A 25,914-nucleotide genomic window follows, 5' to 3' on the forward strand; every position below is an offset into this window, starting at 1 on the left:
AGGCTGAGGCGCATGACCGACCAGGCTCTGGTTGCGGGTGCATTCGGAGTGGTCGCGGGGGCAATGCTCGCCCTCGTGGCCCTCTGGATGCTGCGCCTCGCGCGAGGGTCGCGGGTTCTCGGTGGCGAGGCGGAGCGCGCGACGAGCCGCACCCTGCACCTCGCGGGCCTGGCCGCTGCAGAGCTGCGCTCCGACCGTGGGCCGGACCTCGTGCGTGCCGCCCGTCACCTGCGCAACCTGCTCGGAGTGCAGGCAGTCGCCTTCGTGACCACGGAGGGAGCGATCGCGATCGACGGCTCCATCAGCGGACTGGAGAATTCGGCGCAGCGGATCGCCGCCCGGGTCCGGGAGACGGGGCGCCGCCAGGTGTTCCCCCGGCGCAGCAGGGACGACGGCTCGCACGAGGCGGTCGGAGCGCCGATGACGGTCGACGGAGAGAGCAGGGGAGTGCTGATCGCCTTCGCCGAGACCGTGCGGGGTCCCCTTGTACGTGCCACCGGAGATGTGGCGGAATGGTGCGCGGCGCAGATCGCTCTGACCGAGCTGGAGGATTCGCGCGCGAGCCTGGCCGAGGCCGAATTGCGCAGCCTGCGCGCCCAGATCAGCCCGCACTTCATCTACAACTCGCTGGCGGCGATCGCGTCGTTCATCACCACCGATCCGGTGCGGGCCCGGACGCTGGTACTCGACTTCGCCGACTTCACCCGGTACTCGTTCCGGCAGAAGGGGGAGTTCGCGACCCTCGCGCAGGAGCTCGGCAGCATCCGCAACTATCTCCAGCTGGAGCGCGCGAGGTTCGGCGATCGGCTCGACGTCCGCCTGCAGATCGCGCCGGAGACACTGTCGACGGTGATCCCGTTCCTCTCGGTGCAGCCGCTCGTCGAGAACGCGGTGCGGCACGGCCTCGAACCACTTGCCTCCGGCGGGCGCATCGTCATCGCCGCCGCTGATGAGACGACGCACACCGAGATATCCGTTGAAGACGACGGAGCGGGCATGGATCCGCAACGGGTGCAGCGGGCGCTCACCGACCCGGCGGGAACGTCCCACATCGGCCTGCGCAACGTCGACACGCGGCTGCGGCGGCTGTACGGGAAGGAAGGCGGTCTCATCATCGAGACGAACATCGACGCCGGTACCATGGTCCGGATGCGGATTCCGAAGTCGCAACCGCTGCATGAGACGGACGCGCCATGATCGTGGATGTACTCGTCGCCGACGACGAGGCGCCCGCCCTTGCCGAGCTCGTGGCACTGCTCGAGATGGATGCCAGGATCGGCGCCATCCACGCCGTGTCCAGTGGCGCCGATGCGTTGCGCACGCTGTCGAGCGAAGCCGTGGATGCGGTGTTCCTCGACATCCACATGCCGGGTGTGGACGGATTCGATCTGGCTCGGGCACTGGACAGGTTCGCGGAGAGGCCGGCCGTCGTCTTCGTGACCGCCGATGACGCGCGGGCGCTCGAAGCCTTCGACGTGCACGCTCTCGACTACGTCCTCAAGCCGGTCCGGCCGGAGCGACTGCAGCGCGCGGTGGACCGACTGGTCGAAGATCGGCGGACGGGCGACACGACCGACGGCGGCGATGAGGAGACCGTTCCGGTGTCGTCGGGGCAGTCGGTGCGTCTCGTGCGACGCGGTGACGTGCGCTGGGTGAAGGCGGAGGGCGACTACTCGCGGCTGTGGACCGAATCCGGGGCCAGCCACCTGGTCCGCATCCCCATCTCCGAGCTCGAGGAGCGCTGGTCGGCGGCCGGGTTCGTACGGATCCACCGGTCGTATCTCGTGCACGCCGAGGCGGTCACCGAGCTGCGTCTCACCGGGCCACTGCCGGCCGTGGCACTGCCGGAGATCGAGCTGCCTGTGAGTCGCCGGCTGATACCGTCCGTGCGCAGCCGGCTGGTGAAGGCCGATGCACGATGAACGAGGACGGCGAGGATGATCGACCGCGTCGGGTGCGCGTCGCCTTCGATCCGGCCGTCCTCTCCGCGGATTCTTCCCGTACTCACGGCATCGCGCTGCCGGGGTCGCCGGTGCGGGAGGCCGAGTCGGTCTTCCTGACCGACCTGATGCGCGCGCAGCTGCGGCTGGCGGGCGCGTGTCTGATCGGGTTCATCCTGGCTTCGCTGCTGCTCACCGCCGCGATCGTGGTGCTCGCGAGCACCGTGGACCCTGTGTTGTTCGGGGTGCCCCTGTCGTGGCTTCTGCAGGCCTACGCCTACTATCCCGTCATCCTCTTCTTCGCGATCGTGTTCGCCCGCAACGCGGCGCGGAATGAGCGGCGGTTCCGGATGCTGGCCGACGAGGACGACGACGGCGAGGGCGGGGCACGATGAACGTCGTGCTCAATCTGACGGCCGTCGCCCTGGTGCTCGCCGCCACCGTCATCCTCGCGGTGATGGGCGTGCGCCTCAGCCGCACCACGGGCGACTTCTTCGTCGCATCGCGCAGCGTGCGACCGGTGTGGAACGCCTCGGCCATCAGCGGCGAGTACCTCTCCGCGGGTACCTTCCTCGGCCTGGCGGGACTCGTGCTGCTGGTCGGATCGGACGGGTTCTGGTTCCCGATCGGGTACGCCGCAGGTTACCTGCTGCTCCTGCTGTTCGTCGCTGCGCCCCTGCGGCGCAGCGGGGCGTACACGATCCCGGACTTCATCGAGGCCCGCCTGGAGTCGCGCGCCGTGCGGCGGCTGACCAGTCTGCTGGTGCTCGTGATCGGATGGCTGTACATCGTGCCGCAGCTGCACGGCGCGTCGCTGACGCTGCAGGTGGTCGCCAACGTGCCGTCATGGGTCGGCGCTGTCGTGGTGGCTGTCGTGGTGGCGGGCATCGTGGCAGCGGGCGGCATGAGAGCGATCACGGTCGTGCAGGCGATGCAGTACTGGGTGAAGCTCATGGCTCTCGCGATCCCCGTCGTCCTCATCCTCATCGCGCTGTCCGGACGGGAACCCTCACCGGAGACCGTGCTCGCCTTTCCCGTGCAGCTGGGTCCTTCCGCGACCGATCCGTACTCGACCGCATCACTGATGATCGCGCTGCTGCTCGGCACGATCGGTCTGCCCCACGTGCTCGTGCGTTTCTACACGAGCCCCGACGGAGGCTCGGCACGACGGACGACGGTGCTCGTGGTCGCGATGATCGGTGTCTTCTATGCGGTTTCCGGCACGCTCGGTCTCATCGCCCGGGTCGCCGCCAGCGACCTCGCAGAGGCGAGGATCGCCGACACCGTGGTGCTTGCGCTGCCCGCTCGGGTGCTGCCCGAGCCCATCGCCACGGTGGTCACTGCGATCGTGGTGGCCGGTGCGTTCGCAGCCTTTCTGGCGACGTCGTCGGGTCTCGTCGTCTCACTCGCCGGCGTGATCAGCCAGGACGTCTTCGATGGCTCGGTGCGGTCCTTCCGTCTCTCCGCGGCCCTCTGCGTCATCGCACCGCTGGCTGGCGCACTGATCACGGGTCCGGAGGCGCTGGTCTCCAGCGTCGGCACGGTGTTTCTGATGGCGGCGACGAGCCTGACACCGGTGATCCTGCTCGGGGTGTGGTGGCGCGGGCTCACCGCACGCGGAGCGATCGCGGGAATGCTCGTCGGTTCGCTGATCGTCGCCGGTTCGCTCGCCGCCTCGACGTGGCTGGGCTCCTCGGCATCGCTTCTCGTGCAGCCGGCGGCGTGGGCCATCCCGCTGGTCACGGGAGTGATCCTGCTCGTGTCGCGCCTGGACAGGCGGGGCGCTCCGCTGCGCACGGAGAGGTACCTCACGAGGCTGCATCTGCCGGAGCGTAGCGAGGAGGTCGGGTGAGCGAGGCGGGCAGGACGATTCCTGCCGCCGTAGCGATCTCTCGCTGAACGCGAGCCGTTGCACCGAGCAGGCAGCGGGAGGACGATGAGCCCATGAGCGTCATCGAGTTCGAGTTGGTCCGGGTGATCGAGGCGCCGATCGAGCAGGTGTTCGACCGACTTGCCGGCATCGACGGGTACGGGGACTGGATGCCGTCGCGCGGGAGCCTGCTGCGCCGGACACGGCAGACCTCGCCGGGGCCGGTCGGCCTCGGGACGACCTACCTCGACGAGACATCCGTGGGTGACGTCCCGGGCGATGTCGCCGAGTACCTGCGGCCCACCGCGGTCGTCTTCCACTGGTGGGATGCGACCTCGAACGGGAAGGTCAAGACCGAGGGGTGGCCGGGCTACCGGCTCGAGGCCATCGGCCCGCGATCCACGCGGGTGCGTCACCACGCTCGGATGCAGGTGTACGGGGCATCTCGCCTGGCGACGCCGGTCTATCGCTGGATGGCGCGTCGTGAACGCACGGCCGTGATCGAGGCTCTGCAGGCATCCTTCGCCCGCCCCGCAGCGAGCGTCTGATGCCGGAGGACGAGCCTCCGTGCAGGACCTGGTGATGAACCCGGCTGCGCCACTAAGGTCTTGATCGCGGCACGCCTTCGTGACACCAGCCTGCTCGACCGGAGAATCATGAAACTCAGATCACGCCATACGCTGGCTCTGGCGACCGCGATCGCCTTGGAGGTCGCGGGGCTGTTCCCGGCCGCCGCAGTCGCGGCCGTGCCCGTCTCTGCGCCGGTCTCCTCGCTCCGAGGCGCGGCGACCACCGCTGTACCTGCGGCGACAGCCTTCGTGACGCCGCTCGCGGGGAAGTCTTACACCGTCTCGGCTTGGCAGGGCCCGCGCTGCATGCCGATGCCCGGCGCCAGCACGTCGCACAGCGGCGTCGACCTCGCGACGAGGAACGGTTCGCCGATCTACGCCGTCGGCGCAGGCGTCGTCACCGCCACCGTGTCGGGGTCCAGCTCGGTCACCGGGCACATCGACATCCGTCACACGGTCGGCAACGTCACGTACACGACGAAGTACCTGCACATCTGGTCGGCGACGACCCACGTGAAGGTCGGCCAGGTCGTGAAGGCCGGGCAGCAGATCAGCTCGGTGGGCACGAGCGGAAACTCCACCGGCCCGCATCTTCACCTGGAGCTCTGGGAGCACCAGGCGGGCGGGACCAAGCTGCTCGATCCGGTCCCCTGGCTGAAGAGTCGGAGTGTCGACGTGGCCACGCAGGCCACTGCGATCACCGCCAAGACGGCACCCAGCACCTGCACCTACTACACGACCGGAGTGGTGAACCTGCGCGCAGGGGCATCGACCGCAACGGCCGTCGTCGCGAATCTCGCCGCCGGCACCATGGTCACGGCAGTGCCGGGCCAAGTCTCCAACTCGTTCCTGCCCGTCAAGGCGGGCTCACGCAGCGGATGGATAGCGAACTGGCTGCTCAGTCCGACTCGTCCCGTTGTCCCGGCGCCGGAGCCGACCCCCGCTCCGGCTCCGAAGCCGCCCACGACGGCGCCGAAGCCGCCCACGACGGCGCCGAAGCCGGCTCCGGCCCCTGCCGGAAGTTCCTCAGCCATGACCACGTACAAGACCACGGCCGCGGTGAACCTGCGGCCTACGGCGTCGACGGTCAAGAAGGCGCTGCTGACGATCCCGAAGGGAAAGAGCGTCGGCAGGATCCTGGCGTCGAGCGGTTCCTGGCGCAAGGTGACGTATGCCGGCAAGACCGGCTGGGTGCACAAGGATTACCTCAAGGCGTACTGACGTCTGAATGAAGGCTCCTGCGCCTCCGAGGATTGAGGCCTGGACCTACGAGCTCAACAACAGGTGCGACCGCAGGCGGATGCGGTCGAGAACAACCTCACTGGATCTGCGCAGGTCGAGCACCCCGCACACGCTCCGCGGGAGGCCCGTCTCGTCTCGTCTCGTTTCGCGTGCTCGACGATCAGGATCTCAACGGCACGCGCTGACTCAGCCAGGGGGAGCGCCAGAAAAACCGCCCCTCACCAGGCAAAGCAAAACCCTCGCGATGTAGAAGCTACGCGAGGGTTTCTGGGACCGTTGTAACGACGGTCCTTGTGGCTCCGACCGGCATCGATCCGGTGACCTTTCGATTTTCAGTCGAACGCTCTACCAACTGAGCTACAGAGCCTCACGGCACATCATGATCTGCCGCGTCTTAGACGAAGAGCCTCCTCGAAAGAAGGCTCATCGCTAGGAGCGACCCTGACGGGACTTGAACCCGCGACCTCCGCCGTGACAGGGCGGCACGCTAACCAACTGCGCTACAGGGCCATAACTTTTAAATTGTATCGGATGAGTGACCCCAACGGGATTCGAACCCGTGCTACCGCCGTGAAAGGGCGGCGTCCTAGGCCGCTAAACGATGGGGCCGAAGGTCTGCCTTGGGGGCGTTCCTTGCCGACGCTCAAGCATAAGCGAAGATCTTCCGAAAACGCGAATCGAGGGCGTGCCCTCTGTCGCTCGGGCGTGTTCAGGCGCATCATGGGAGGTGGCGAGCCGTGCCCGACGGCACCTGTCAGCGAGCGCGATGCCGGTGCAAGCCTGTTGCAGATGTGACGGATGTTGTTAGTGTTGCAGCTGTGAAACCGGCGAAAGGAGCCGTGTGAACGACGAGAGATACCCAGCCGATGCGTCAGCCGACGCCGACTGCGGATGCGCTCCGACTCCCGACGAGCGACGCAGCCTCTGGGCCCCCCACGGTGTGACCCGGCGCAATGCGCTGTCGATCGGTGCGCTCAGCGTCGCCGCGCTCGGCGTCTTCGGCATCGGTGTCGGTGCGTCCGCGGCCTATGCGGCGAGCTACCCGAGCTGGGATGACGTGCAGGCCGCCAAGGCCAACGAGGCGGCGAAGGCGGGTGAGGTCACCCGCATCCAGGGGCTGATCCAGAGCCTCACCGCCAAGGTCGCCGAGACGAAGGCCGCCGCCGAGAAGGCGGGCACAGAGTTCTTCGTGGCGCAGCAGAAGTACTTCGACGCCGCGCAGCAGGCGGATGACCTGCAGTCGCAGGCGGACGCGCAGTCCAAGCTCGCCGACGAGACGTCCACCAAGGCAGGGCAGGTCGCCACGCAGCTGTACCGCAACGGCGGCGAGGACTCCAGCCTCGAGCTCTTCTTCAGCGGATCGGCGGCGAACGCCGACGGGCTCCTGTCGCGCCTGGGCACGATGGACAAGCTCCTCGAGTACAACCAGTCGGTGTACGACAAGGCTGTCGCCAGCCGCAACTCCGCGCAGGCGCTCAGCGACAAGGCTCGCGTTGCGCGCGATGAGCGCGACCGGCTGCAGAAGATCGCCGAGCAGAAGATGATCGCGGCGCAGCAGGCGGCGGATGCTGCGGAGGCTGCACTCGCGGAGAGCCAGGCGAACCTGACCACGCTGCAGGCCCAGCTGGCCGCCCTTCAGGACACCACGGCGCAGACCGTCGCGGGCTACCAGGAAGGCGAGCGCATCCGCAAGGCGGAGGAGGAGCGGCGCCGTCGTGAAGAGGCTGCCCGCCTGGCCGCCCAGGGCGGCGGTGGCGGTGGCGGCGGCGGCGGCGGTGGCGGTGCCCCGAACTCCAGCGGCTGGGTGCGCCCGCACGGCGGTCACCGCAGTTCCGGCTACGGGCCGCGGCCCAGCCCCTGCAGCGGCTGCTCGAGCTACCACTACGGCGTCGACCTCGCGAACGGCTGCGGAGCGCCGATCTACGCCGCGCACTCCGGTCGGGTCGTGTACGCCGGCCTGAACGGCACGCTGCACTCCGGCTACGGCAACTACATCAAGATCGATCACGGCGGGGGCATCGGCACCGGCTACGGGCACATCCGTCCCGGCGGATTCGCGGTGCGCAACGGCCAGTCGGTCAGGGCAGGCCAGGTCATCGCCTATGCGGGGACCACCGGTTCTTCCAACGGCTGCCACCTGCACTTCGAGGTCTACCGCAACGGCCGCACGATCAACCCGATCCAGTTCATGGCGGCACAAGGCATCTCGGTCTGAAGCCCGTCCCGCACGAACGAAGAATCCCCCGGCCATCCGATGGCCGGGGGATTCCCGTATGTCTGGCGAGAGGTCAGTGCCCCTCGTTGGCGAAGCGCTGGATCGCCTCGTTCAGGATCCGCTCCGCCTCGGCGGCGTTGCCCCACTCGTCGACCTTGACCCACTTGTTGGGCTCGAGGTCCTTGTAGTGCTCGAAGAAGTGCGAGATCTCGTCCTTGGTGTGCTGCGGCAGATCGTCCACGTCGTGGATGTGCGCCCAGCGCGGGTCCTTCGACAGCACGGCGACGAGCTTGTCGTCGCCACCGGCCTCGTCGCTCATCTTCAGCACGGCCACTGGGCGCACGTTCACGACGACGCCCGGGTAGATCGGGTGGTCGAGCAGGACCAGCACGTCGAGCGGGTCGCCGTCCTCGCCGAGGGTGTCGTCGAAGTAGCCGTAGTCGGCCGGGTACCCGAAGGTCGTGTAGAGCACGCGGTCGAGGTGCACCCGACCGGTCTCGTGGTCGACCTCGTACTTCACGCGGCTGCCGCGCGGGATCTCGATGACGGCGTCGTGTGCGCCCATGTTCTCTCCTTGTGATGACGGCACCTGCGGATGCCGGAAGACGGTGGGATGCCGCGGACAAGCCTACTCCGGGCGACCGGGCCGCTACCGTGGGGATGTGGCAGAAGGATCCCTCGACCCCGCCGTCGCCGAAGTGCGCCGAGCCGTGCGCGCGGCGCTGCCCGACAGCGGCGCCGTGATCGTCGCCCTCTCCGGCGGTGCCGACTCCCTCGCGCTCGCTGCGGCGACCGCGTTCGAGTCGCGCTCGCGCGGGATCGAAGTGATCAGCGTCACCGTCGACCATGGCCTGCAGGAGGGATCGGCGGATGCCGCAGCGCGCGCCGCCTCCACCGCGGAGAGCCTCGGGATCCGGTCGCAGATCGTCCGCGTCGATGTCGAGTCCGCCGGAGGGCCGGAGGCCGCGGCACGGGATGCCCGGCACGCGGCGCTCCGTGCGGCCGCCGCGCGCGAGAGCGCCTCGGTGCTCGTCGGCCACACCCTGGACGATCAGGCCGAGACCGTGCTTCTGGGCCTGGCCCGTGGTTCCGGTGCCGCGAGCCTGCAGGGCATGGCGCCCCGTCGCGAGGACGAGGACGGCACGGTGTGGCTGCGCCCGCTGCTCGGAGTCCGGCGTCAGACCACGCGCGCCGCGTGTGCGGCATCCGGTCTGGAGTTCTGGGACGACCCGCACAACCTCGACCCTCGGTTCACCCGCGTGCGCGTGCGCGAGCGGGTGCTGCCCGTGCTCGAGACCGAGCTCGGCCCCGGCATCGCGGAGGCGCTCGCCCGCACCGCCGAGCAGCTCCGCGAGGACGCCGAGGCGTTCGACGAGATGATCCACGAGACCATCGAGGACATCGTCGAGCACGCCGAGGCGGGCATCTCGGTCAGCGTCGCGGCGCTCGCCGCGAATCCGGCAGCGCTGCGCAACCGCATCATCCGGCTCGTCGTCGGCAGCGAGTTCGGCGTCAGCCTGACCCGCATCCAAACTCTCGAGGTCGCGCGCCTGGTCACGGACTGGTCGGGTCAGGGCCCGATCGATCTGCCCGGCTGCGTCGCCCGCCGCGCCGGCGGTCGCATCGTCTTCACCGCCCGCTGACCGCGCAGCGCGAATCGTTGAGTCGAGTCGCGCGAGCCGCAGCCCGTGCTCCGGTCGCATTCCGGCACAGTGTTGTGCGCCCGGACTGTGCTCGTTTGCGACTGGAGGCGCTCGGGGCCGGGCGTTCGCTGTTCCGGTCGCATTCCGGCACAGTGTTGTGCGCCCGGACTGTGCTCGTTTGCGACCGGAGCGCTCGCGGGCCCGTGCTCGCGGGGCCCGACGGAGCTCGCAGAACGGAAGCGGCGGCCGGAGCATCTGCTCCGACCGCCGCTGAGGACGTCGTTACTTCTTGCCGCCGAAGAGGCCGCCCAGGATGTCGCCGATGCCGCCGCCGGAGCCGCCCTGCGAGCCTCCGCCGAGCAGGCCGCCGAGGTTGCCGAGGATGTCGCCGAGACCCCCGCCACCGGCACCCTGCTGCTGGTCGCCTCCGCCGAGCAGGCCGCCGATGACGTCACCGATGCCGCCACCGCCCGCAGCCTTGCCCTTGTTCGCGTTCGCGATGAGGCCGAGGACGATCGGCGCCAGCACCGGCAGCAGCTTGCCGAAGTCGATGCCGCCCGCGGTCTTCTCGGAGGCGTTCAGCGCCTGCGCGACATCCGTCTCCTTGTCGCCGAACACGTGCTTCACGATCTTGTCGCCGTCGGCGGCGTCGATGTCGTCGACCGAGGATGCCCCGGAGAAGCCCTCGTGCCGGCTCAGTGCGCTCTCGATCGCGGCCGAGCCCTCATCGGTCTCCGCGTTCTTCGCGAGCCCGCCGAGCAGAGCTGCGCCGCCCTCCTTGACGGCCTGCGCGGCCACATCCGGGCTGACGCCGAACTTCTGCGCGATGTCGTCGATCGGCACCTGCTTGAGGATGTCGTTGATGTCCATATCCTGCTCCCCTTGCGGGACGGGTGCCCGCATCACCGCTCACAGTAGTGCGGATGCCCGGCATCCGTCGCCTAAAATCGATCCATGCGCGCCGCTGAGATCCAGGACGACCTTTCAGAGATCCTCGTCACCGAGGAGCAGATCCGAGCGAAGCTCGACGAGCTGGCGGCGCGGGTCGCCGCGGACTACGCGGGCAAGGACCTGCTGCTGGTCGGCGTGCTCAAGGGTGCATTCGTGGTGATGGCGGACTTCGCGCGCGCGCTGCCCATGCACGCGCCGATCGACTTCATGGCCGTGTCGAGCTATGGCGCCAGCACCAAGTCCAGCGGAGTGGTGCAGATCCGCAAGGACCTCGACACCGACCTGCACGGCAAGCACGTGCTCATCGTCGAGGACATCATCGACTCCGGTCTGACGCTGAGCTGGCTGCTGGAGAACTTCGAATCCCGCGGCGCCGAGTCGATCGAGGTGCTCGCCCTGCTGCGCAAGCCCGAGGCGGCGAAGGTGCAGATCGACTGCAAGTACGTCGGCTTCGACATCCCGACCGAGTTCGTCGTCGGGTACGGGCTGGACTACGCCGAGCGCTACCGCAATCTGCGCGACGTCGCCGTGCTCGCCCCGCACGTCTACAGCTGAGCTGTCCGCCCACGGCGAATCCCAGCGGATGCCACAGGTTCGAGCGGTACGCTGATCGGATCATGGATGTCAAGAAGGTCTCCCGGAACCCGCTGATCTACGTGGCGCTGATCGGCCTGCTGCTGTTCGGCGGCTTCCTGCTGATCTCGAACCTCAGCGCACCGCAGACGATCACCACCCAAGAGGGCCTGAAGCTGCTCGAGGGCACCACCGTGACCAAGGTGATCACCACCGATGGCGACCAGCGCGTGGACATGGAGCTCTCCAAGCCCTTCAAGGACTCCGAAGCCGTCCAGTTCTACTACACGCAGGCCCGTGCAGACGAGATCGTCGAGGCCGTCAACGCGGCAGAGCCCAAGGACGGCTTCAACGACGTCGTGCCGCAGCCCAGCTGGTTCAGCGGCTTCCTGTCGATCTTCCTGCCGATGATCATCCTCGGCCTGCTTTTCTGGTGGCTGCTCTCGTCCATGCAGGGCGGCGGCAGCAAGGTCATGCAGTTCGGCAAGTCCAAGGCGAAGCTCGTCAACAAGGAGAGCCCGACGGTCACCTTCGCCGACGTCGCCGGTGCGGATGAGGCCATCGAGGAGCTCCAGGAGATCAAGGAGTTCCTGCAGGATCCCGCGAAGTTCCAGGCCATCGGCGCCCGCATCCCGAAGGGCGTGCTGCTGTACGGCCCTCCCGGAACCGGTAAGACCCTGCTCGCCCGTGCCGTCGCCGGCGAGGCGGGTGCCCCGTTCTACTCGATCTCCGGTTCGGACTTCGTCGAGATGTTCGTCGGTGTCGGTGCCTCCCGTGTGCGCGACCTGTTCAACCAGGCCAAGGAGAACGCCCCCGCGATCATCTTCATCGACGAGATCGACGCAGTCGGCCGGCACCGCGGCGCAGGTCTCGGCGGCGGCAACGACGAGCGCGAGCAGACCCTGAACCAGATGCTCGTCGAGATGGACGGCTTCGACCCGAACGCGAACGTCATCGTGATCGCGGCCACCAACCGACCCGACATCCTCGACCCCGCGCTGCTGCGCCCCGGCCGCTTCGACCGCCAGATCGGCGTCGACGCCCCCGACCTCAAGGGTCGCCAGCGCATCCTCGAGGTGCACGCCAAGGGCAAGCCGCTGTCGAAGAGCGTCGACCTCGAGGTCGTCGCGCGCAAGACCCCCGGGTTCACCGGCGCCGACCTGGCCAACGTGCTGAACGAGGCTGCGCTGCTGACCGCACGCTCGAACGCACAGCTGATCGACAACCGCGCCCTCGACGAGGCGATCGACCGCGTGATCGCCGGCCCGCAGCGCCGCACCCGCGTGATGAAGGACAAGGAGAAGCTCATCACCGCATACCACGAGGGCGGCCATGCCCTCGCCGCGGCGGCGATGAACCACACCGACCCGGTCACCAAGATCACGATCCTGCCCCGCGGCAAGGCTCTCGGCTACACGATGGTGCTGCCGCTCGAGGACAAGTACTCGGTCACCCGCAACGAGCTGCAGGACCAGCTGACCTACGCGATGGGCGGCCGCGTCGCCGAGGAGCTCGTGTTCCACGACCCCACCACCGGCGCCTCGAACGACATCGAGAAGGCGACCAGCATCGCCCGGAAGATGGTCATCGAGTACGGCATGACCACAGAGCTCGGACCGGTCAAGCTCGGCTCCGAGGGCGGCGAGCCCTTCGCCGGCCGCGACATGGGCCGCGGCCGCGAGTACTCCGAGTCGGTCGCCGAGCGCGTCGACGTCGAGGTGCGCGCGCTCATCGAGCAGGCGCACAACGAGGCCTATCAGGTGATCAGCGAGAACCGCGACATCCTGGACCGGCTCGCGCTGGCGCTGCTCGAGGAGGAGACCCTCGACCACAACCAGATCGCGGAGATCTTCACCGACGTGCGCAAGCTGCCCGAGCGCCCGCTGTGGCTCTCCAGCGACGAGCGTCCGGTGTCCGCGTTGCCCCCGATCGACGTGCCCAAGCGGTCTGAGGTCGGCATCGCCGCACAGGCCGCGGCTCCCGCCGGAACGACGCGGCAGAAGCCGCAGGCGGGACACACCCGACCCGCGACGGCCTGACGTGACCGTCGACAAGGGGCGCGTCGAGCGGCTCACCCGTGAGCTGCTCGAGGCGATCGGCGAGGACCCCGATCGGCCGGGACTGAGGCAGACCCCGGCGCGCATGGCGGAGCTGTACTCCGAGTACTTCTCCGGCGTCCACGACGACCCGGCCGCGCCGCTCGCGCACACCATCAGCGTGTCGAGGGGCCCTGCTCCCGAGACGCTGCCGTCGGGCGCGGTGCTGCTGCGCGGCATCCGGTTCCGATCGGTGTGCGAGCACCACCTGCTGCCCTTCGCCGGACACGCGCACATCGCGTACCTCCCGGGGGAGCAGGTCGTCGGCCTCGGTGCGCTGGTGAAGGTCGTCGAGATCCTCGCCGCGCGTCCGCAGGTGCAGGAGCGGCTCGGCGAGCAGATCGCCGACACGATCGCCGAGCACCTCGACGCACGCGGCGTGCTGGTGGTGATGGATGCCACGCACGGCTGCGTCACGATGCGCGGCGGGCGCCAGCCCGAGGCATCCACCCTGACCATCGCCGCACGCGGCGCGTACACCGACCCCGTCGCGCGGACCGAGCTGATCACGCTGATCGGCGCGGGGCCGGGCCCGACCACGTGGGGTGCGGAATGACCGGGATCTGGGGCATCCTCAACATCACGCCCGACTCGTTCAGCGACGGCGGACGCCACATGGATCCCGAGAAGGCGCTGGCGCACGCCCATCGGATGCGCGCCGAAGGCGCGAACGTGATCGACGTGGGCGGCGAGTCGACACGCCCCGGCGCCGCGCGTGTGCCGGTGGCCGAGGAGCAGGCGCGGGTGCTGCCGATCGTCGAGGCGCTGGCGGATTCCGGCATCCCGGTCTCGATCGACACCCTGAACTCCGAGACAGCGGTAGCCGCCGTGCAGGCGGGCGCACGGATCGTGAACGACGTCTCCGGCGGTCTCGCCGACGAGCGGATGCTGGCCGCGGTGGCGCCCACGGGCGCCGACATCGCCATCGGGCACTGGCGCGGACCGTCCGACGACATGTACGCGCGCGCTCAGTACGTGCGAGCGGCGCGCGAGGTGGCGGGGGAACTGCGCGAGCGCATCGCCGCGGCCGCGGCCGCCGGCATCGCGCCGTCCCGGGTGATCGTCGACCCGGGCATCGGATTCGCGAAGAGCGGTGAGCAGAACTGGGAGGTGCTCCGAGGGCTCGACGAGATCGTCGCGCTCGGCTCGCGGGTGCTGATCGGCACCTCGCGGAAGAGGTTCCTCGCCGAGACGCTCGCTGCCTCCTCCGCTCCGGTCTCATCCGTTGCGGGTGCGGCGGGCGCATCTTCCGTTCCGGTCTCAACTGTTGTGGGTACGGCGGGCGCTTCTTCCGTTCCGGTCTCAACTGTTGCGGGTGTGCCGGGCGCACCACCCGCATCCAGTGAGACCGGAGCAGTGGAACGACAGCGTCGCGACCTGGCGACGGCCGTAACCAGCGTGCTCGCCGCGCGGGCCGGCGCATGGGCGGTGCGGGTGCATGACGTCGCGGCGACGCGGGACGCGCTCGCGGTGCTCGGCGCCTGGGACGGCGAGTTCCCGGGGCGCTGAGCGAGCGAAGCGGGACGAAGGGCGTCTGTCATCGGACCGCCGTAGGCTTGGGGCGTGGACTTCATGGATCAGATCGCGCTGACCGGGTTGACCGTGTTCGGGCGTCACGGCGTGTTCGAGCACGAGCGCAGGGACGGGCAGGAGTTCACGATCGACCTGACCCTGCACCTGCCGCTGAGGGGTGTCGCGGCATCCGACGACGTCGCCGACACCGTGCACTACGGCGAGCTGGCTGAGAAGGTCGCGGCGATCGTGGCCGGCGAGCCGGTGAACCTCATCGAGACGCTCGCCGGGCGTATCGCCGACGCGGTGCTCGAGGACGACCGGGTGCAGGTCGTGCAGGTCACCGTGCACAAGCCGCACGCGCCCATCCCGCTGAACTTCGCCGACGTCTCCGTCTCGGTCACCCGGGGGAGGGGGCAGGCATGAAGCATCCCCGCCCCGACCGCACCCTGACGCAGCTGTCCGGCTTCCCCGACCCTCGGCCCGGCCGTGAGGCGGAGGTCGCCGTCGTCGCGCTCGGCTCCAACCTCGGCGATCGCGGCGAGACCTTGGAGCGTGCGGCCGAGCGGCTGCGCCGTCTGCCGCTGGTCGAGGAGGTGCGGATGTCGGCGCCGATCGAGACCGTGGCCGTTCATCTCGGCGGACCCGACCCGGATGCCCCGCGCTACCTGAACGCCGTCGCACTGGTGACCACCCGCCTCGCCCCCGAGGTGCTGCTCGGCATGCTGCACGCCGTCGAGGAGGAGGAGGGCCGGGTGCGCCGCGAGCGCTGGGGCGACCGCACACTCGACCTCGACCTGATCGCGTACGGCTCGTTCGCGAGCGACGAGCCGCACCTGCACGTGCCGCACCCGCGCGCCGCGGAGCGGCTGTTCGTGCTGGAGCCCTGGCTGTCGCTCGACCCGGATGCCGTACTGCCTGGCCGCGGGCGGGTCTCCGACCTCGTCACGGCACTGCACGCCGACGATGACGCGGAGAACGAGGGGAGCGCGCGGTGAAGCGCACCTCACCCGGTCTGCTCGCGGTGCTCGCCCTGCTCGGCTTCGCGGTCGGCTTCGCCGTCGACCACTTCCTCACGGTCTCGGGGCGGGCGACATTCACCCCGTCGATCTTCCTGCCCGTGCTGCTCGTGGTGCTCGCGGTCGTCGTCGTGCTGCTCGCCCTCCCCGTGCGGCGCAGCGTGCACGGCGGCACCCGCATCGATCCGTTCCGGGCGCTGCGCGCGGCGACTCTGGCCCGGGCCTCCAGCCTGCTCGGTGCGCTCCTTCTCGGGTTCGGCGCAGGGCTCGGAGTGTTCCTCTGGTCCCGCCCGGTCGCCCCGCCGGTAGGGTCTACAGTGGCGACGGTCGCCGTCGTGGTCGGTTCCATCGTGCTGATCGCCGCGGCACTCCTCGCCGAACAGTTCTGCACACTGCCGAAGGACCCCGATGATCGAGAGCCAGACGACCCCGCCGAGTGACCAGAATGAGCCCGGTGCGTCCGTCCCGCCCGTGAGTCCGCCGGCTCCGCCCGCACCTCCGGTGCAGCCGCCGGCTGCCGCGGAACGTCCGGACGTCCAGCCGCCGGCTCCGAGCGGTCCCTCCGTACCAGGGCCGCCTCCGGCATCCGCTCCGCCGGCAGCAGCGGCACCGTCTGCCGCACCGCCGGCTCCGCCCGCCGCGATCGTGCCGCCGACGCCTGTCGTCACCCCCGCCGAGCCGACCGCCCCGGCCAATCCCGTCTCCGAGCCCGCTGTGCTCGACGAGGGCAACTACGAAGCGCTGCGCACGCCGCGCTCCGAAGGCGCGCTTGCGCTGGACGGCGTCTGGCACCAGATCTCGCAGCGCTACGTCGCCTCGCAGATGGTGCAGAACACGCTGTTCATCGTGGTCCTGGCGGCCGCGGCCGCGGTGCTCTCGTTCGGGTTCGGACAGACCTGGGCCTGGATCCCGGCCGGCATCCTCATCGTGATCACGCTGGTGACGATGATCATTCTGCCGCGGCAGGCGAGGGCCATCGGCTACATGCTGCGCTCCGACGACATCGTGTTCCGCCGCGGCATCCTGTGGCAGCGCATGGTCGCCGTTCCCTACGGTCGTCTGCAGCTCGTCGACATCACGCACGGCCCGCTGGACCGCGCCTTCGGTGTGGCACAGCTGAAGATGGTGACCGCCGCCGCGACCACCGGCGTGCAGATCCCCGGGCTGAACCAGCCTGCCGCCGAGGCCCTGCGCGACACCCTCATCCAGGTCGCCGAGACCCGCCGGACCGGACTGTGAGCGCACCCGTCCCGCCGCCCGCTCCGGGCCCTGTGCCGCTGCTCCCCGACGGCGGCTCATCCACGCTCGCCGACGGCGAGTGGCACCGGATGCACCCGCTCACCCCGCTGCTCAAGGGCGGCCTGGTGCTCATCATCGTCGCCGGCCTGATCGTTTCGAACATGCGGGATCGCGTGATCGGTTGGCTGGTCGGCATCTTCGCACCCGAGGAGGCTGTCGGTGACATGCCCGACGGCGACCCGGTCGACTGGGTGCTGGCCAACAACCTCGCCTTCGTCGCACTGCTCGGCGTTCTCGTCGTGCTCATCGTCGTCATCGTGATCTTCTGGGTGATCTGGCGGTTCCACCAGTTCCGCATCACCGGATCGCATGTCGAGGTGCGCAAGGGCATCGTGTTCCGATCGCAGCGGCGGGCGCCCCTGGACCGCGTGCAGGGCGTGAACCTCACACGGCCGTTCATCGCCCGCCTGATCGGCCTCGCCAAGGTCGAGGTCGTGGGCGCCGGCACCGATGCGAACGTCGAGCTGGAGTACCTGGCGACGGCGAAGGCCGAATCGGTGCGGGCGGACATCCTGCGTCTGGCATCCGGTGCTCGTTCTGCGCGGCTCGCCGCCGCCGGCACGGCACCCGCCGCGACCGCCGCTCCCGGCTCGATGCGCCAGCAGTTCGCCTCATCGGTGAACTCCGGCGTGACCGACCTGATCGCGGGCGTCGACCTCGCGGACGTCGCACCCGAGAGCGTCGTGAAGATCCCGACCGGGCGCCTGGTGGGCTCGCATGTGATCAACGCCATCGTCTGGCTGGTGTTCTTCGGCCTGATGTTCCTCGCGGTCATGGCGACGGTCGTGATCTCGTCGCTCGCCGACGGCGAGGTGCTCCGCGGCGCCGTCGTGCTCGGCATCGGCCTCGGTGTCGGCATCCCCTTGGTCATCGCGGCGGTGGGCATCGCGTGGGCGCAGATCTCGCGCTCGCTGCGTTACTCGATCGCGCCGACCGAGAACGGCATCCGTCTCACCTTCGGCCTGCTGACGACGGTGACCGAGACACTCCCACCTGGGCGCATCTTCGCCGTCGAGGTCGTGCAGCCGCTGCTGTGGCGGCCGTTCGGCTGGTGGTCGGTGCGCATCAACCGGATGTCGGGCAAGAGCGCATCGGCGCAGCAGTCCAGCACCGCGCAGCAGTTCAACATCGTGCTGCCGGTCGGCAAGCGCGCCGACGTCGAGCGGGTGCTCGGCCTGGTGCTGCCGGATGCTCCGGCGTCGGTCATCCCGCTGATCTGGGAGCACGGTGTGCTCGGCCCCGTCGCCGGTGACCCGTACCGCACCACGGCCCGTCGTGCCTGGTGGACCCATCCGTTCAGCTGGAAGCGCCAGGGCTACGCGGTCAGCGACTTCGCACTGATGCTGCGCCGCGGCGTGCTGTGGCGCAAGCTGGCCGTGTTCCCGCTGGCACGGATGCAGGGGATCGCCGTCAACCAGGGACCGATCGCCCGCGCGCAGCGCGTCGGCGGCGCCCAGGTGCACTCCGTCACCGGTCCGGTCTCCGGGCGGCTGTCCGGCCTCGAGCGCGACGACACCATGCGTCTCGTGGACGAGGTCGCGCAGGCGGCTGTGACGGCGGCATCGCGTGACACCTCGCACCGCTGGGCGGAGAGCGCGGGCTGACGGAGCAACGCCCTTCGTTACTTCGTCTCGCGTTCGCTCGCTCAGCACGGCGCTCGTCGCCGGCGCTCCTCAGGCAGGACCCGGAAGCAGCTGCGGCGTTGTCGCGCCGGTCAGCCAGATCGCAGTTCGACCCGCTTTCCGCGATTCAGAGCGGCACGAACAGAGTGGGCGGTCAGTCCAACACCACCCGGTGATGGTCGGTGACCCGGGGCGACTCGTCGCGGGGTTTGCGCCCGGTGCTGTCGGCGACCCGCACGTCGATCGACTGCACGACCGGGTCGTGCAGTCCCACCATCCGCACGTCGCACACCAGGGCGCCGGCCAGGCACGGCACCGTCCAGCGCAGCGCCGAGGCGTCTGTCGCCGAGACCACGCGCTCCTCGAACGGCGCGGCATCCGCGATGGGCGCGCCGACCTCTGCGGCGGCCGCCTCCAGCTGCCGCGTTCGCACCTGAGCAGGCACGTCGCGGAGCACGTTGCGAGCGAGCGGACCCATCCGGCCCCAGGCATCCGTCTGCCCTGCGCGCAGCAGCTCGTCGATGCGGCGGGCGGCGGCGACGGTCTGCGGCCAGGGGTGCACGACGGCGGCCGGCGCATCGACTGCCCCCAGCACGTCGTGCAGCACGGCGCTCGCGATGCGTCCGGCCCCGAACTGGTCGGAGTTGCCGAACACCACCACACCGATTCCGGTGGCCGGGTGCCAGCGCATGTGCGATGAGAATCCGGGCAGGCCGCCGGCGTGCTGCACGATGCGGCCGAAACGGCTGTCGTGCTCGACGACGAGCCCGTAGCCGTACCCCGCGCCGTCGAGCTCCCGGTCCGCGAACTGGCTGATCACGGGGGCGATCAGCGTGTGAGCGACCTGCAGCTCGCGTCGCGAGGCGGCGGAGAGGACGACGTCACCCGCATCCGCGTCGAAGGCCGAGCCGAGGAATCCCATCCACGCGGCGATGTCCGTGACGGTGCTGAACAGGCTGCCGATGCAGCCGAGCGCGCCGGTGCCGACGTAGGGCTCCGGCACGAAGGAGCCGCCGTCGTCGAAGGTGCGGAAGCCGCGCGCGAGATCGGTTCCGGCGGGGTAGAGGCCGGCGGATGCCCGGGTGTCTGCGAGCCCGAGGGGATCCAGCATCCGCTCCCGGATGACGTCCTCGACCGGGCGTCCGGTGACCGCCTCGATCGCGCGGCCGACCAGCGACTGACCCGTGTTGGAGTACTGGTACTCAGTCGCGGGCAGGGCGGACAGCGTGAGTCCCTCGCCGACGAGCGCGCCGAGGAACTCCCTCGATTCGCCGAGGTGCTCGTCGCCCCAGGGGTTGTCCTCGGCGAGGCCGGAGCGGTTGCTCAGCAGCGTGTCGATCGTGATCCGCGCCTGGCGGCCCTCATACCGCGCCGCCGCTGCCTCGGGCACGTATCCCTCGATCGGTGCGTGCAGGTCGAGCAGCCCCTCATCGCGCAGGGATAGCGCAGTGGCGGCGAGGAAGCTCTTCGACATCGATGCGATCCGGAACACCGTCCCGGGGGCCGTCGCCGCGCCGTCACGCCTCGGCTCGCCATGCGTGCGCACTGCCACGACCTCGCCGTGGCAGGTCAGGGCGGCGATGGATGCCGGGGCGCGCCGCAGCGTCGCGGCATCGAGCCGTTCGGCCAGCGCCTCGTTCGCCCGCGCGGCGATCTGCTCGGTCGCGTCGCCCGCCGACATCAGGCGCTCGCCGCGACGGCGGTCGCCACCGGGCCCTGGGCTGCGCCCGCCGCACGAGCCTCGGCGGCCGCGCGCACCTCGGCGGCGAACGCCGAGGCCAGAGCACGACTCGCGCGCGTGTTGGCGGCGTCCACCGCCCGGGCCTCGGCGAGCAGCTCCGCGACCGGGCGATCGCCCTCAGCGCGGGTGGTCGGCTCCTGCCAGCGGGTGAGATCCTCTGCGCCCACCTCGGGGTGGAACTGCAGCCCGCGCACATGCGAGCCGAGGCGGAACGCCTGGTTCTCGACCGCGCCGCTCGAGGCGAGCAGCACGGCGTCCGGCGGAAGCACCGTGATCATGTCCTGATGGTTCTCGATCATGTGCGCGGCATCCTCGAGCGCGGAGAGCAGAGCATCCTCCGCGCCGTGCGACGACGGGGTGATCAGCGTGGCGCCGCGCTCCTTCGGCCCGAACGAGGCGCGCACCTCGCCACCGGCGACATGCGCGAGCAGCTGCCCGCCCAGGCAGATGCCGAGCGTCGGCAGGTCGGCATCGATCGCCTGCCGGGCGAGCACGCGCTCCTGCGCCAGCCAGGGCGCGCGGTCGTCGTCATCGGGCATGAGCCCTCCGCCGAGCATGACCAGTCCGTCGTAGCCGGCCAGATCGTCGGGCAGCCCGTCGGCGCCGAGGACCGCGTCGACGACGATGCCGTCCTCCTCGAGCCAGTGTCCGAGACGGCGCGGACCGGACGGCTCGGCGTTCACGACGACCAGCACACGCGGCGCCCGCGCAGCCGCACGCTGTGCGAGGTCGACAGCCGGGGCCACCGACACCGGTTCGCCGGCCGTGCCGGCCAGGAACGCCGCGTGATCGGCATCCGACGCCTCGAGCACGCGCAGCACGTTGCCGTGCGCGACCGCCTCGAGATCCTGCTGCGACCATCCGCGGCCGCGCAGCTCCGCGAGCAGGTCCTGGTAGCGGGAGACGTCCTCCAGGCCGCCGGGCATCGACCCGGTGCCGTCGTAGTCGGCCCCGAGACCGACCGCCTGCACACCGGCCACATCGCGGATGTGCTCGATGTGATCCGCGACATCCGCGATCCCGACGAACGGCGGCTCGCCGTGCTCGCCCGCGAGCACCCATTCGCGCCGGGCCTGCGAGACGAACGAGGGCACGAATGCGACCATCACGACGCCGCCCTGCGCGCCGATCGTGGCCAGCACGTCGTCGGGCACGTTGCGGGGGTGATCGCACAGCGCCAGGGCGCAGGAGTGCGTCACCACGACGGGACGGGTGCTCACCGCGAGGGCGTCGCGCATCGTCGTCGGCGCCACGTGCGACAGGTCGACCAGCATGCCGATCCGGTTCATCTCGCGCACGACGTCGCGGCCGAAGCCGGTCAGTCCGCCGTGCCGCGGCTCGTCGGTCGCGGAGTCCGCCCAGTCGATCGTGCGCGACCAGGTCAGGGTCATGTACCGGGCACCGAGCCGGGCGTACTGCCGCAGCACCGCGAGCGACCCGTCGATCTGGGCGCCACCCTCGACGCCGATCAGCGAGGCGATGCGGCCCTCGGCCATCGCCTGCCGGACGTCGGCCGCGGTCCGAGCGGCGGCGAGGCGGTCTGGGTACGCCGCGATGAAGCGCTGCACGAAGTCGATCTGCTCGAGCGTCGCCGTGACCTGCTCGGCTCCCTCGAGCTCGGGATCCACCCACACCGACCAGAACTGCCCGCCCACACCGCCCGCGGCGAGCCGCGGCAGGTCGGTGTGCAGCGCGGGCACCGGGCCGTCGAGGCCCGCCGTCGCGTAGCCGTGGTTCTCGCGCCGTGCCCAGGCGAGGTCGTTGTGGCCGTCGATGACGGGGATCATCCGTCGCTCCTGTCCGTGTCGAAGCTTCGCGAGGTGTTCTGCAGCACCCAGTCGAGGTCGACCTCGAAGCCGATGCCGGGCGCCGTCGGAACGGGAACCCGTCCCTCGTGCGCCGAGATCGCGGGGGTCACCACGTCGCGGGCGAAGTACTTGTCCGACCCTGACACATCCGAGGGCAGGGTGAAGTTCGGCAGCGACGAGATCGCGACGTTCGCGGCCCGGCCGACGCCGAACTCGTGCATCCCGCCGCACCACACCGGCACCCCGGCATCCGCCGCCAGGTCGTGCGCGGCGCGCGCGACCGAGAGCCCGCCCATCCGCGACACCTTGATGTTCAGGATGCGGCCGGCGTCGAGCGCGAGCATCGTGCGCAGGTCGCCCAGATCGACCACCGACTCGTCGAGGCAGACGGGGGTGCGGATGCTCTGCTGCAGCCGCGCGTGGGCGACGAAGTCGCGCGGGGCGTACGGCTGCTCGATCATCGTCAGCTCCGCGTCGTCGAGAGCGCGGAAGACCGCGGCGGACTCGTCGTCGTCCGGGTACGCCCCGTTCGCGTCGACGTGCAGGTCGAGCTGCGGATGCGCGGCGCGCACCGCGCGCACGGGCTCCACATCCCACCCGGGAGCGATCTTCAGCTTCACCCTGCCGTATCCGGCGTCCTGCTGCCGCTGCACCTGGGCGAGCAGGTCGTCGATGCTCGGCTCGATGCCGAGCGACACCCCGGCGACGACCTCGGCGCGGGTGCCGCCGAGATCCGCCGCGAGCGAGGCACCGTGGGCGCGGGCGTGCAGATCCCAGCCTGCGGCCGAGAAGCCGGCCTTCGCGAACTCGTGGCCCCGCACCCGGCACCAGCCCGTCTCGAACTCCTCCGGGGCGTCCCACTCGGCGCCGAGGGCTGCCGGCACGAGGTGCCGCAGCGAGATCGTCCACGCCGTCTCGGTCGTCTCAGAGCCGTAGAACGGATCCGCCGGCGAGGCGATCTCGCCCCAGCCGACCCGCCCCTCGGCATCCGTCGCCTCGATCAGGATGTGGTCCAGTCCCGTCTTGCGGTGGGAGCTGGTCTGGAATCCATGCACGAGCGGAAGGGACACCTCGAACAGGCGCAGGCGCTCGATCCTCATGCCGGTGGCTCCGCTCCCGTTGCCGGACCGGTGAGCGGCCCGGGGTGATACAGGCTCAGATCGCTGCCGAACCGGTCGCGCACCGCGAGCCGACGACGCGCGCCCTTGGCGCTCGCCGTGGTGAGGGTGGACAGCAGGTGGCAGACAGCGGCGACCGATGTGGGCGAGTCCGCATAGGACGCAGAGCCGGTGTGCACGCGGATGAGGGCGGAGGCGATGGAGGCCAGAGGCGCGTCCTCGCTGTCGGTGATCACGATCAGCTGGCCGCCGGCCTCGCGGAACAGCTCGCCGAAGCGCACCGTGTCCTCGCGGTAGCGGCGCATGGAGAACACCACGAGCACATCGCTGGCTCGCACGTCGGTGAGCACGGTGAGCGGCGTCAGCGCCCTGCCGTCGACGAGGAACACGTTCGACAGCGTCGCCGAGAGATCCGCTCCGAGCAGTTCGGCGTAGGCCGCCGCCTTGCCCTGCCCTCCGATGTAGCGGCGCCGGGCGCCCAGGATCAGGGTGGCCGCGCGCGGCACGTCGCCTGTGCGCGAGAGCTCGTCGAAGGTCTGCGCCAGCGACCGCGTCTCCGCCTCGATCACGCGCGCCTGCAGAGCCTCCGCCGACACGTTCGTGCGGATGCGCTCGCCGTAGCGCTCGCCGGGCGACACCAGCGTCCGGTCGTGGGCGTCCTCGTCGTCCGTCGCTGGTGGAACGGGCATGTTCGCGCTCACTCTTCCTCCTCGTCGAGGCGGCGCACCGCGAGGTGCGCGGCGGTTCTGTCGTCGATTCTCGTGCACGCGATGAGCACGCGACCGTCTGTGACGATCGCCCGCAGCGCGGCGCGCACGACCTCGCACATCTCGGCGTCCCAATCGGGCTGAGCCGGGACCGGCAGCCAGACGGCGTCGTCGCCGGCCGGTGACGGCTTCCCCCAGTTCTCGGGGCCGAAGTGCGGCGGCTGCCGCGTCCGTTCGGCGGCGTACGGGTCGGACTTGCGCTCCAGCGCCCACTCGACCATGATCCGGTCGGTGCCGGGGCGGCCGTAGTAGTCGTCCTCGTAGTCGATGCCCTCGGCGCCGAGCGTGCTGAAGTTGAAGTGTGCGTTGCGGGCCAGGGAGGGGTCGAAGGTCCAGCGCATCCGCCGCTGCCCCCAGGACCGTGCGACGTCGCGCTGGGCGTTCTTGAGCAGCCGTCCGACTCCGGTGCCCTGGTGAGCCGGGTCGACCACGGCGGCCTGGGAGTAGTGGAACTCGTCGCCGGCGCGGTCGACCCCGAAGAATCCGTAGGCGAAGCCGACCAGCTCGTCGTCGTCGGTGAGCACGCCGACCGCCGATCCGCCGTTGCGGACCAGCGCGCTGAGCAGGTTGGTGTTCAGGTGCAGATCGGGGGTGTCGTATCCGAAGACACGGGCGTACAGCTCGGCGGCCGCGTGCAGTTCCGGATGGCTGCGCAGCGTCGCGCAGTGGTACCGTCGCCCCGATGCGTCGTGCATGATACGTATCCTATATTCGCTGAACCCCGCTCCGAACGTCGAAGATATCCGAGGATCGCGGGGGAATCAATCATCCGATATGTTTCATAACAGCATGCGAAGGGGGTGCGATCGTGACGGATTCCTCGGCGGTCAGCGCCGACCGCCAGCTCGCACGGCTGCGCCGGCTGGTCGAGATCGAGTCGCCCTCGTACGATCGCGACGCGGCTCGCGAGATGACCTCCGTGCTCGCGCAGTGGTGGACGGATGCCGGTGCCGAGGTGCGACTTGTCGAGTCCGATGCCGGCCCGCATCTGGTCGCCGAGATCGACGGGGTGGGTGATCCGCTGCTGCTGGTCGGCCACACCGACACGGTGTGGCCCCGCGGCACACTCCGCGGTGAGGTGCCCTGGACCGTGAAGGGCGACGTCGTGCGGGGTCCGGGCGTCTACGACATGAAGAGCGGCCTGGTCGTGATGATCGAGGCGGTCGCGCGGCTGCGAGAGCGGCGGCACCGGGCGGTGCGCGCGGTCCTGGTCTGCGACGAGGAGGTCGGCTCGCCGTCGTCGCAGGACCTGATGCGGGAGTGCGCGGTCGGCGTCGCGGCGGCGATCGGCTTCGAGTCCCCGCATCCGGACGGTGCGATGAAGGTGGGCCGGCGGGGCAGCACCCGGCTGCGGGTGCGCGTGCACGGACGTGCCGCGCATGCAGCGCTGGACCCGGATGCCGGGATCTCGGCGATCGACGAGCTCGTCGACCAGCTCGTGACGATCCGCGGGATCGTGGCCGATCCGGGACTGGAGTCCGAGGTGCTCTGCAACGTCGGGACGATCAGCGGCGGCGGGCGTGCCAACGTGGTCCCGGCCGAGGCCGAGGCCGAGATCGGACTGCGCTTCCTCGACGGCGTCACCGAGGAACGGGTGCTCGCTGCTCTGTGCGCGCTCACTCCGGTGCGCGACGACGCTGTCGTCGAGACCACCGTCCTCAGTCGCCGTCCCGCGTGGAGCCCTACGGCCGCCGACCAGGGACTGCTCGCGCGGGTCGCGGCCGTCGGGGCCGGGATCGGTCAGGCCGTCGAGGGACGACCCGCCGCAGGCGCCGGCGACGCGAACCTGCTCGGCAGCCTCGGCATCCCGACGATCGACGGGTTCGGTCCGCGCGGCGGCGGGGCCCACGCGGTCGGCGAGCACATGCTGCGCTCGTCGCTCGCGGCCCGTGTCGACCTTCTCGAGGCCGTGCTCGCCGACGTGTGATC

General features: G+C 70.2%; 25 protein-coding genes and 3 tRNA genes. 18 read left to right on the plus strand and 10 right to left on the minus strand.

Annotated features, from left to right (window positions below; genetic code table 11):
* Positions 1-12 precede the first annotated feature (12 nt).
* From GON06_RS00230 to GON06_RS00255, 6 genes are all read left to right on the plus strand, one after another.
* Positions 13-1,197: a sensor histidine kinase gene (locus GON06_RS00230; RefSeq protein WP_157310148.1), complete on the plus strand. Its 1,185-nt coding sequence runs from the start codon at positions 13-15 to the stop codon at positions 1,195-1,197.
* Positions 1,194-1,922, plus strand: a complete 729-nt coding sequence (locus GON06_RS00235) for a LytR/AlgR family response regulator transcription factor (RefSeq protein ID WP_157310150.1) — start codon at positions 1,194-1,196, stop codon at positions 1,920-1,922. Before GON06_RS00230 ends, GON06_RS00235 begins: the two co-directional genes overlap by 4 nt.
* Positions 1,919-2,335 (plus strand): heavy metal transporter, encoded by a 417-nt coding sequence (locus tag GON06_RS00240; protein WP_157310152.1) that lies wholly within the window; start codon positions 1,919-1,921, stop codon positions 2,333-2,335. The genes GON06_RS00235 and GON06_RS00240 overlap by 4 nt, the downstream gene beginning before the upstream one ends.
* Positions 2,332-3,792, plus strand: coding sequence for a sodium/solute symporter (locus tag GON06_RS00245; RefSeq protein WP_157310154.1), 1,461 nt, complete (start codon positions 2,332-2,334; stop codon positions 3,790-3,792). Before GON06_RS00240 ends, GON06_RS00245 begins: the two co-directional genes overlap by 4 nt.
* A gap of 92 nt (positions 3,793-3,884) precedes the next feature.
* Complete coding sequence (locus tag GON06_RS00250; RefSeq protein ID WP_157310156.1) at positions 3,885-4,358, plus strand: hypothetical protein; 474 nt, start codon at positions 3,885-3,887, stop codon at positions 4,356-4,358.
* A 108-nt stretch (positions 4,359-4,466) separates the two neighbouring features.
* Entirely contained in the window at positions 4,467-5,600 is a 1,134-nt protein-coding gene (locus GON06_RS00255) for a peptidoglycan DD-metalloendopeptidase family protein (RefSeq protein WP_157310158.1), read from the plus strand.
* 315 nt (positions 5,601-5,915) lie between these two features.
* Here the strand turns inward: GON06_RS00255 and GON06_RS00260 are convergent.
* The 3 genes from GON06_RS00260 to GON06_RS00270 all read right to left on the minus strand — a co-directional run bounded on the left by GON06_RS00260 (position 5,916) and on the right by GON06_RS00270 (position 6,230).
* Positions 5,916-5,988, minus strand: a tRNA-Phe gene (locus GON06_RS00260).
* Positions 5,989-6,057: 69 nt separating this feature from the next.
* Positions 6,058-6,131: transfer RNA gene (locus GON06_RS00265), tRNA-Asp, on the minus strand.
* 26 nt (positions 6,132-6,157) lie between these two features.
* Positions 6,158-6,230: transfer RNA gene (locus tag GON06_RS00270), tRNA-Glu, on the minus strand.
* Positions 6,231-6,462: 232 nt separating this feature from the next.
* Between GON06_RS00270 and GON06_RS00275 the strand changes: the two genes are divergently transcribed.
* Complete coding sequence (locus GON06_RS00275; RefSeq protein WP_332837013.1) at positions 6,463-7,836, plus strand: M23 family metallopeptidase; 1,374 nt, start codon at positions 6,463-6,465, stop codon at positions 7,834-7,836.
* Between the two features lie 73 nt (positions 7,837-7,909).
* On the opposite strand, the gene ppa is transcribed toward GON06_RS00275, so the two are convergent.
* Complete coding sequence (gene ppa, locus GON06_RS00280; RefSeq protein WP_157310160.1) at positions 7,910-8,401, minus strand: inorganic diphosphatase; 492 nt, start codon at positions 8,399-8,401, stop codon at positions 7,910-7,912.
* A 97-nt stretch (positions 8,402-8,498) separates the two neighbouring features.
* Between ppa and tilS the strand changes: the two genes are divergently transcribed.
* Positions 8,499-9,479 carry a tRNA lysidine(34) synthetase TilS gene (tilS, locus tag GON06_RS00285; RefSeq protein ID WP_332837014.1) on the plus strand — a complete coding sequence of 327 codons (981 nt, stop codon included), beginning with the start codon at positions 8,499-8,501 and terminating at the stop codon, positions 9,477-9,479.
* Positions 9,480-9,761: 282 nt separating this feature from the next.
* Here the strand turns inward: tilS and GON06_RS00290 are convergent, their stop codons facing one another.
* Positions 9,762-10,349, minus strand: a complete 588-nt coding sequence (locus GON06_RS00290) for a DUF937 domain-containing protein (protein WP_157310164.1) — start codon at positions 10,347-10,349, stop codon at positions 9,762-9,764.
* An 84-nt stretch (positions 10,350-10,433) separates the two neighbouring features.
* Here GON06_RS00290 and hpt point away from each other — a divergent pair, with 84 nt between their 5' ends.
* From hpt to GON06_RS00335, 9 genes are all read left to right on the plus strand, one after another.
* Entirely contained in the window at positions 10,434-10,985 is a 552-nt protein-coding gene (gene hpt / locus GON06_RS00295; protein WP_157310166.1) for a hypoxanthine phosphoribosyltransferase, read from the plus strand.
* A gap of 62 nt (positions 10,986-11,047) precedes the next feature.
* On the plus strand, positions 11,048-13,042 hold the full coding sequence (gene ftsH, locus GON06_RS00300) for an ATP-dependent zinc metalloprotease FtsH (RefSeq protein ID WP_157310168.1): 1,995 nt from the start codon (positions 11,048-11,050) through the stop codon (positions 13,040-13,042).
* A gap of 1 nt (position 13,043) precedes the next feature.
* On the plus strand, positions 13,044-13,655 hold the full coding sequence (folE, locus tag GON06_RS00305) for a GTP cyclohydrolase I (protein WP_332837015.1): 612 nt from the start codon (positions 13,044-13,046) through the stop codon (positions 13,653-13,655).
* Entirely contained in the window at positions 13,652-14,608 is a 957-nt protein-coding gene (gene folP, locus GON06_RS00310) for a dihydropteroate synthase (RefSeq protein WP_157310171.1), read from the plus strand. The genes folE and folP overlap by 4 nt, the downstream gene beginning before the upstream one ends.
* Positions 14,609-14,671: 63 nt before the next feature.
* Positions 14,672-15,037: a dihydroneopterin aldolase gene (folB, locus tag GON06_RS00315; RefSeq protein WP_157310266.1), complete on the plus strand. Its 366-nt coding sequence runs from the start codon at positions 14,672-14,674 to the stop codon at positions 15,035-15,037.
* Positions 15,034-15,609, plus strand: a complete 576-nt coding sequence (folK, locus tag GON06_RS00320; protein ID WP_157310174.1) for a 2-amino-4-hydroxy-6-hydroxymethyldihydropteridine diphosphokinase — start codon at positions 15,034-15,036, stop codon at positions 15,607-15,609. The genes folB and folK overlap by 4 nt, the downstream gene beginning before the upstream one ends.
* Entirely contained in the window at positions 15,606-16,070 is a 465-nt protein-coding gene (locus GON06_RS00325) for a DUF3180 family protein (protein WP_332837016.1), read from the plus strand. The genes folK and GON06_RS00325 overlap by 4 nt, the downstream gene beginning before the upstream one ends.
* A gap of 205 nt (positions 16,071-16,275) precedes the next feature.
* Positions 16,276-16,869 (plus strand): PH domain-containing protein, encoded by a 594-nt coding sequence (locus GON06_RS18885; RefSeq protein ID WP_378737160.1) that lies wholly within the window; start codon positions 16,276-16,278, stop codon positions 16,867-16,869.
* A complete protein-coding gene (locus GON06_RS00335; RefSeq protein WP_332837017.1) occupies positions 16,866-18,533 on the plus strand; it encodes a PH domain-containing protein in 1,668 nt (555 codons plus the stop codon). The genes GON06_RS18885 and GON06_RS00335 overlap by 4 nt, the downstream gene beginning before the upstream one ends.
* A gap of 172 nt (positions 18,534-18,705) precedes the next feature.
* On the opposite strand, the gene GON06_RS00340 is transcribed toward GON06_RS00335, so the two are convergent.
* The 5 genes from GON06_RS00340 to GON06_RS00360 are packed head-to-tail and all read right to left on the minus strand — an operon-like array spanning position 18,706 to position 24,680.
* Positions 18,706-20,232, minus strand: a complete 1,527-nt coding sequence (locus GON06_RS00340; protein WP_157310181.1) for a serine hydrolase domain-containing protein — start codon at positions 20,230-20,232, stop codon at positions 18,706-18,708.
* Positions 20,232-22,079, minus strand: coding sequence for a membrane dipeptidase (locus GON06_RS19020; RefSeq protein ID WP_157310184.1), 1,848 nt, complete (start codon positions 22,077-22,079; stop codon positions 20,232-20,234). Before GON06_RS19020 ends, GON06_RS00340 begins: the two co-directional genes overlap by 1 nt.
* Positions 22,076-23,200 carry an o-succinylbenzoate synthase gene (menC, locus tag GON06_RS00350; protein WP_157310186.1) on the minus strand — a complete coding sequence of 375 codons (1,125 nt, stop codon included), beginning with the start codon at positions 23,198-23,200 and terminating at the stop codon, positions 22,076-22,078. The genes GON06_RS19020 and menC overlap by 4 nt, the downstream gene beginning before the upstream one ends.
* Positions 23,197-23,907 (minus strand): MurR/RpiR family transcriptional regulator, encoded by a 711-nt coding sequence (locus GON06_RS00355; RefSeq protein ID WP_157310189.1) that lies wholly within the window; start codon positions 23,905-23,907, stop codon positions 23,197-23,199. Before GON06_RS00355 ends, menC begins: the two co-directional genes overlap by 4 nt.
* Positions 23,908-23,915: 8 nt before the next feature.
* Positions 23,916-24,680: a GNAT family N-acetyltransferase gene (locus GON06_RS00360; protein ID WP_157310193.1), complete on the minus strand. Its 765-nt coding sequence runs from the start codon at positions 24,678-24,680 to the stop codon at positions 23,916-23,918.
* A gap of 113 nt (positions 24,681-24,793) precedes the next feature.
* Here GON06_RS00360 and GON06_RS00365 point away from each other — a divergent pair, with 113 nt between their 5' ends.
* On the plus strand, positions 24,794-25,912 hold the full coding sequence (locus tag GON06_RS00365) for a M20/M25/M40 family metallo-hydrolase (protein WP_332837018.1): 1,119 nt from the start codon (positions 24,794-24,796) through the stop codon (positions 25,910-25,912).
* Positions 25,913-25,914 lie beyond the last annotated feature (2 nt).

The organism is Microbacterium sp. MAH-37 (assembly GCF_009758255.1).
Classification (GTDB): Bacteria; Actinomycetota; Actinomycetes; order Actinomycetales; family Microbacteriaceae; genus Microbacterium.

Coding starts and splice junctions, on each gene's coding strand:
- ppa (WP_157310160.1), bottom strand. CDS start 8,401: ATGGGCGCACACGACGCCGTCATCGAGATCCCGCGCGGCAGCCGCGTG.
- GON06_RS00290 (WP_157310164.1), bottom strand. CDS start 10,349: ATGGACATCAACGACATCCTCAAGCAGGTGCCGATCGACGACATCGCG.
- GON06_RS00360 (WP_157310193.1), bottom strand. CDS start 24,680: ATGCACGACGCATCGGGGCGACGGTACCACTGCGCGACGCTGCGCAGC.
- GON06_RS00235 (WP_157310150.1), top strand. CDS start 1,194: ATGATCGTGGATGTACTCGTCGCCGACGACGAGGCGCCCGCCCTTGCC.
- GON06_RS19020 (WP_157310184.1), bottom strand. CDS start 22,079: ATGATCCCCGTCATCGACGGCCACAACGACCTCGCCTGGGCACGGCGC.
- GON06_RS00245 (WP_157310154.1), top strand. CDS start 2,332: ATGAACGTCGTGCTCAATCTGACGGCCGTCGCCCTGGTGCTCGCCGCC.
- menC (WP_157310186.1), bottom strand. CDS start 23,200: ATGAGGATCGAGCGCCTGCGCCTGTTCGAGGTGTCCCTTCCGCTCGTG.
- ftsH (WP_157310168.1), top strand. CDS start 11,048: ATGGATGTCAAGAAGGTCTCCCGGAACCCGCTGATCTACGTGGCGCTG.
- GON06_RS00250 (WP_157310156.1), top strand. CDS start 3,885: ATGAGCGTCATCGAGTTCGAGTTGGTCCGGGTGATCGAGGCGCCGATC.
- hpt (WP_157310166.1), top strand. CDS start 10,434: ATGCGCGCCGCTGAGATCCAGGACGACCTTTCAGAGATCCTCGTCACC.
- folB (WP_157310266.1), top strand. CDS start 14,672: ATGGATCAGATCGCGCTGACCGGGTTGACCGTGTTCGGGCGTCACGGC.
- GON06_RS00240 (WP_157310152.1), top strand. CDS start 1,919: ATGAACGAGGACGGCGAGGATGATCGACCGCGTCGGGTGCGCGTCGCC.
- GON06_RS00255 (WP_157310158.1), top strand. CDS start 4,467: ATGAAACTCAGATCACGCCATACGCTGGCTCTGGCGACCGCGATCGCC.
- folK (WP_157310174.1), top strand. CDS start 15,034: ATGAAGCATCCCCGCCCCGACCGCACCCTGACGCAGCTGTCCGGCTTC.
- GON06_RS00355 (WP_157310189.1), bottom strand. CDS start 23,907: ATGCCCGTTCCACCAGCGACGGACGACGAGGACGCCCACGACCGGACG.
- folP (WP_157310171.1), top strand. CDS start 13,652: ATGACCGGGATCTGGGGCATCCTCAACATCACGCCCGACTCGTTCAGC.
- GON06_RS00340 (WP_157310181.1), bottom strand. CDS start 20,232: ATGTCGGCGGGCGACGCGACCGAGCAGATCGCCGCGCGGGCGAACGAG.
- GON06_RS00230 (WP_157310148.1), top strand. CDS start 13: ATGACCGACCAGGCTCTGGTTGCGGGTGCATTCGGAGTGGTCGCGGGG.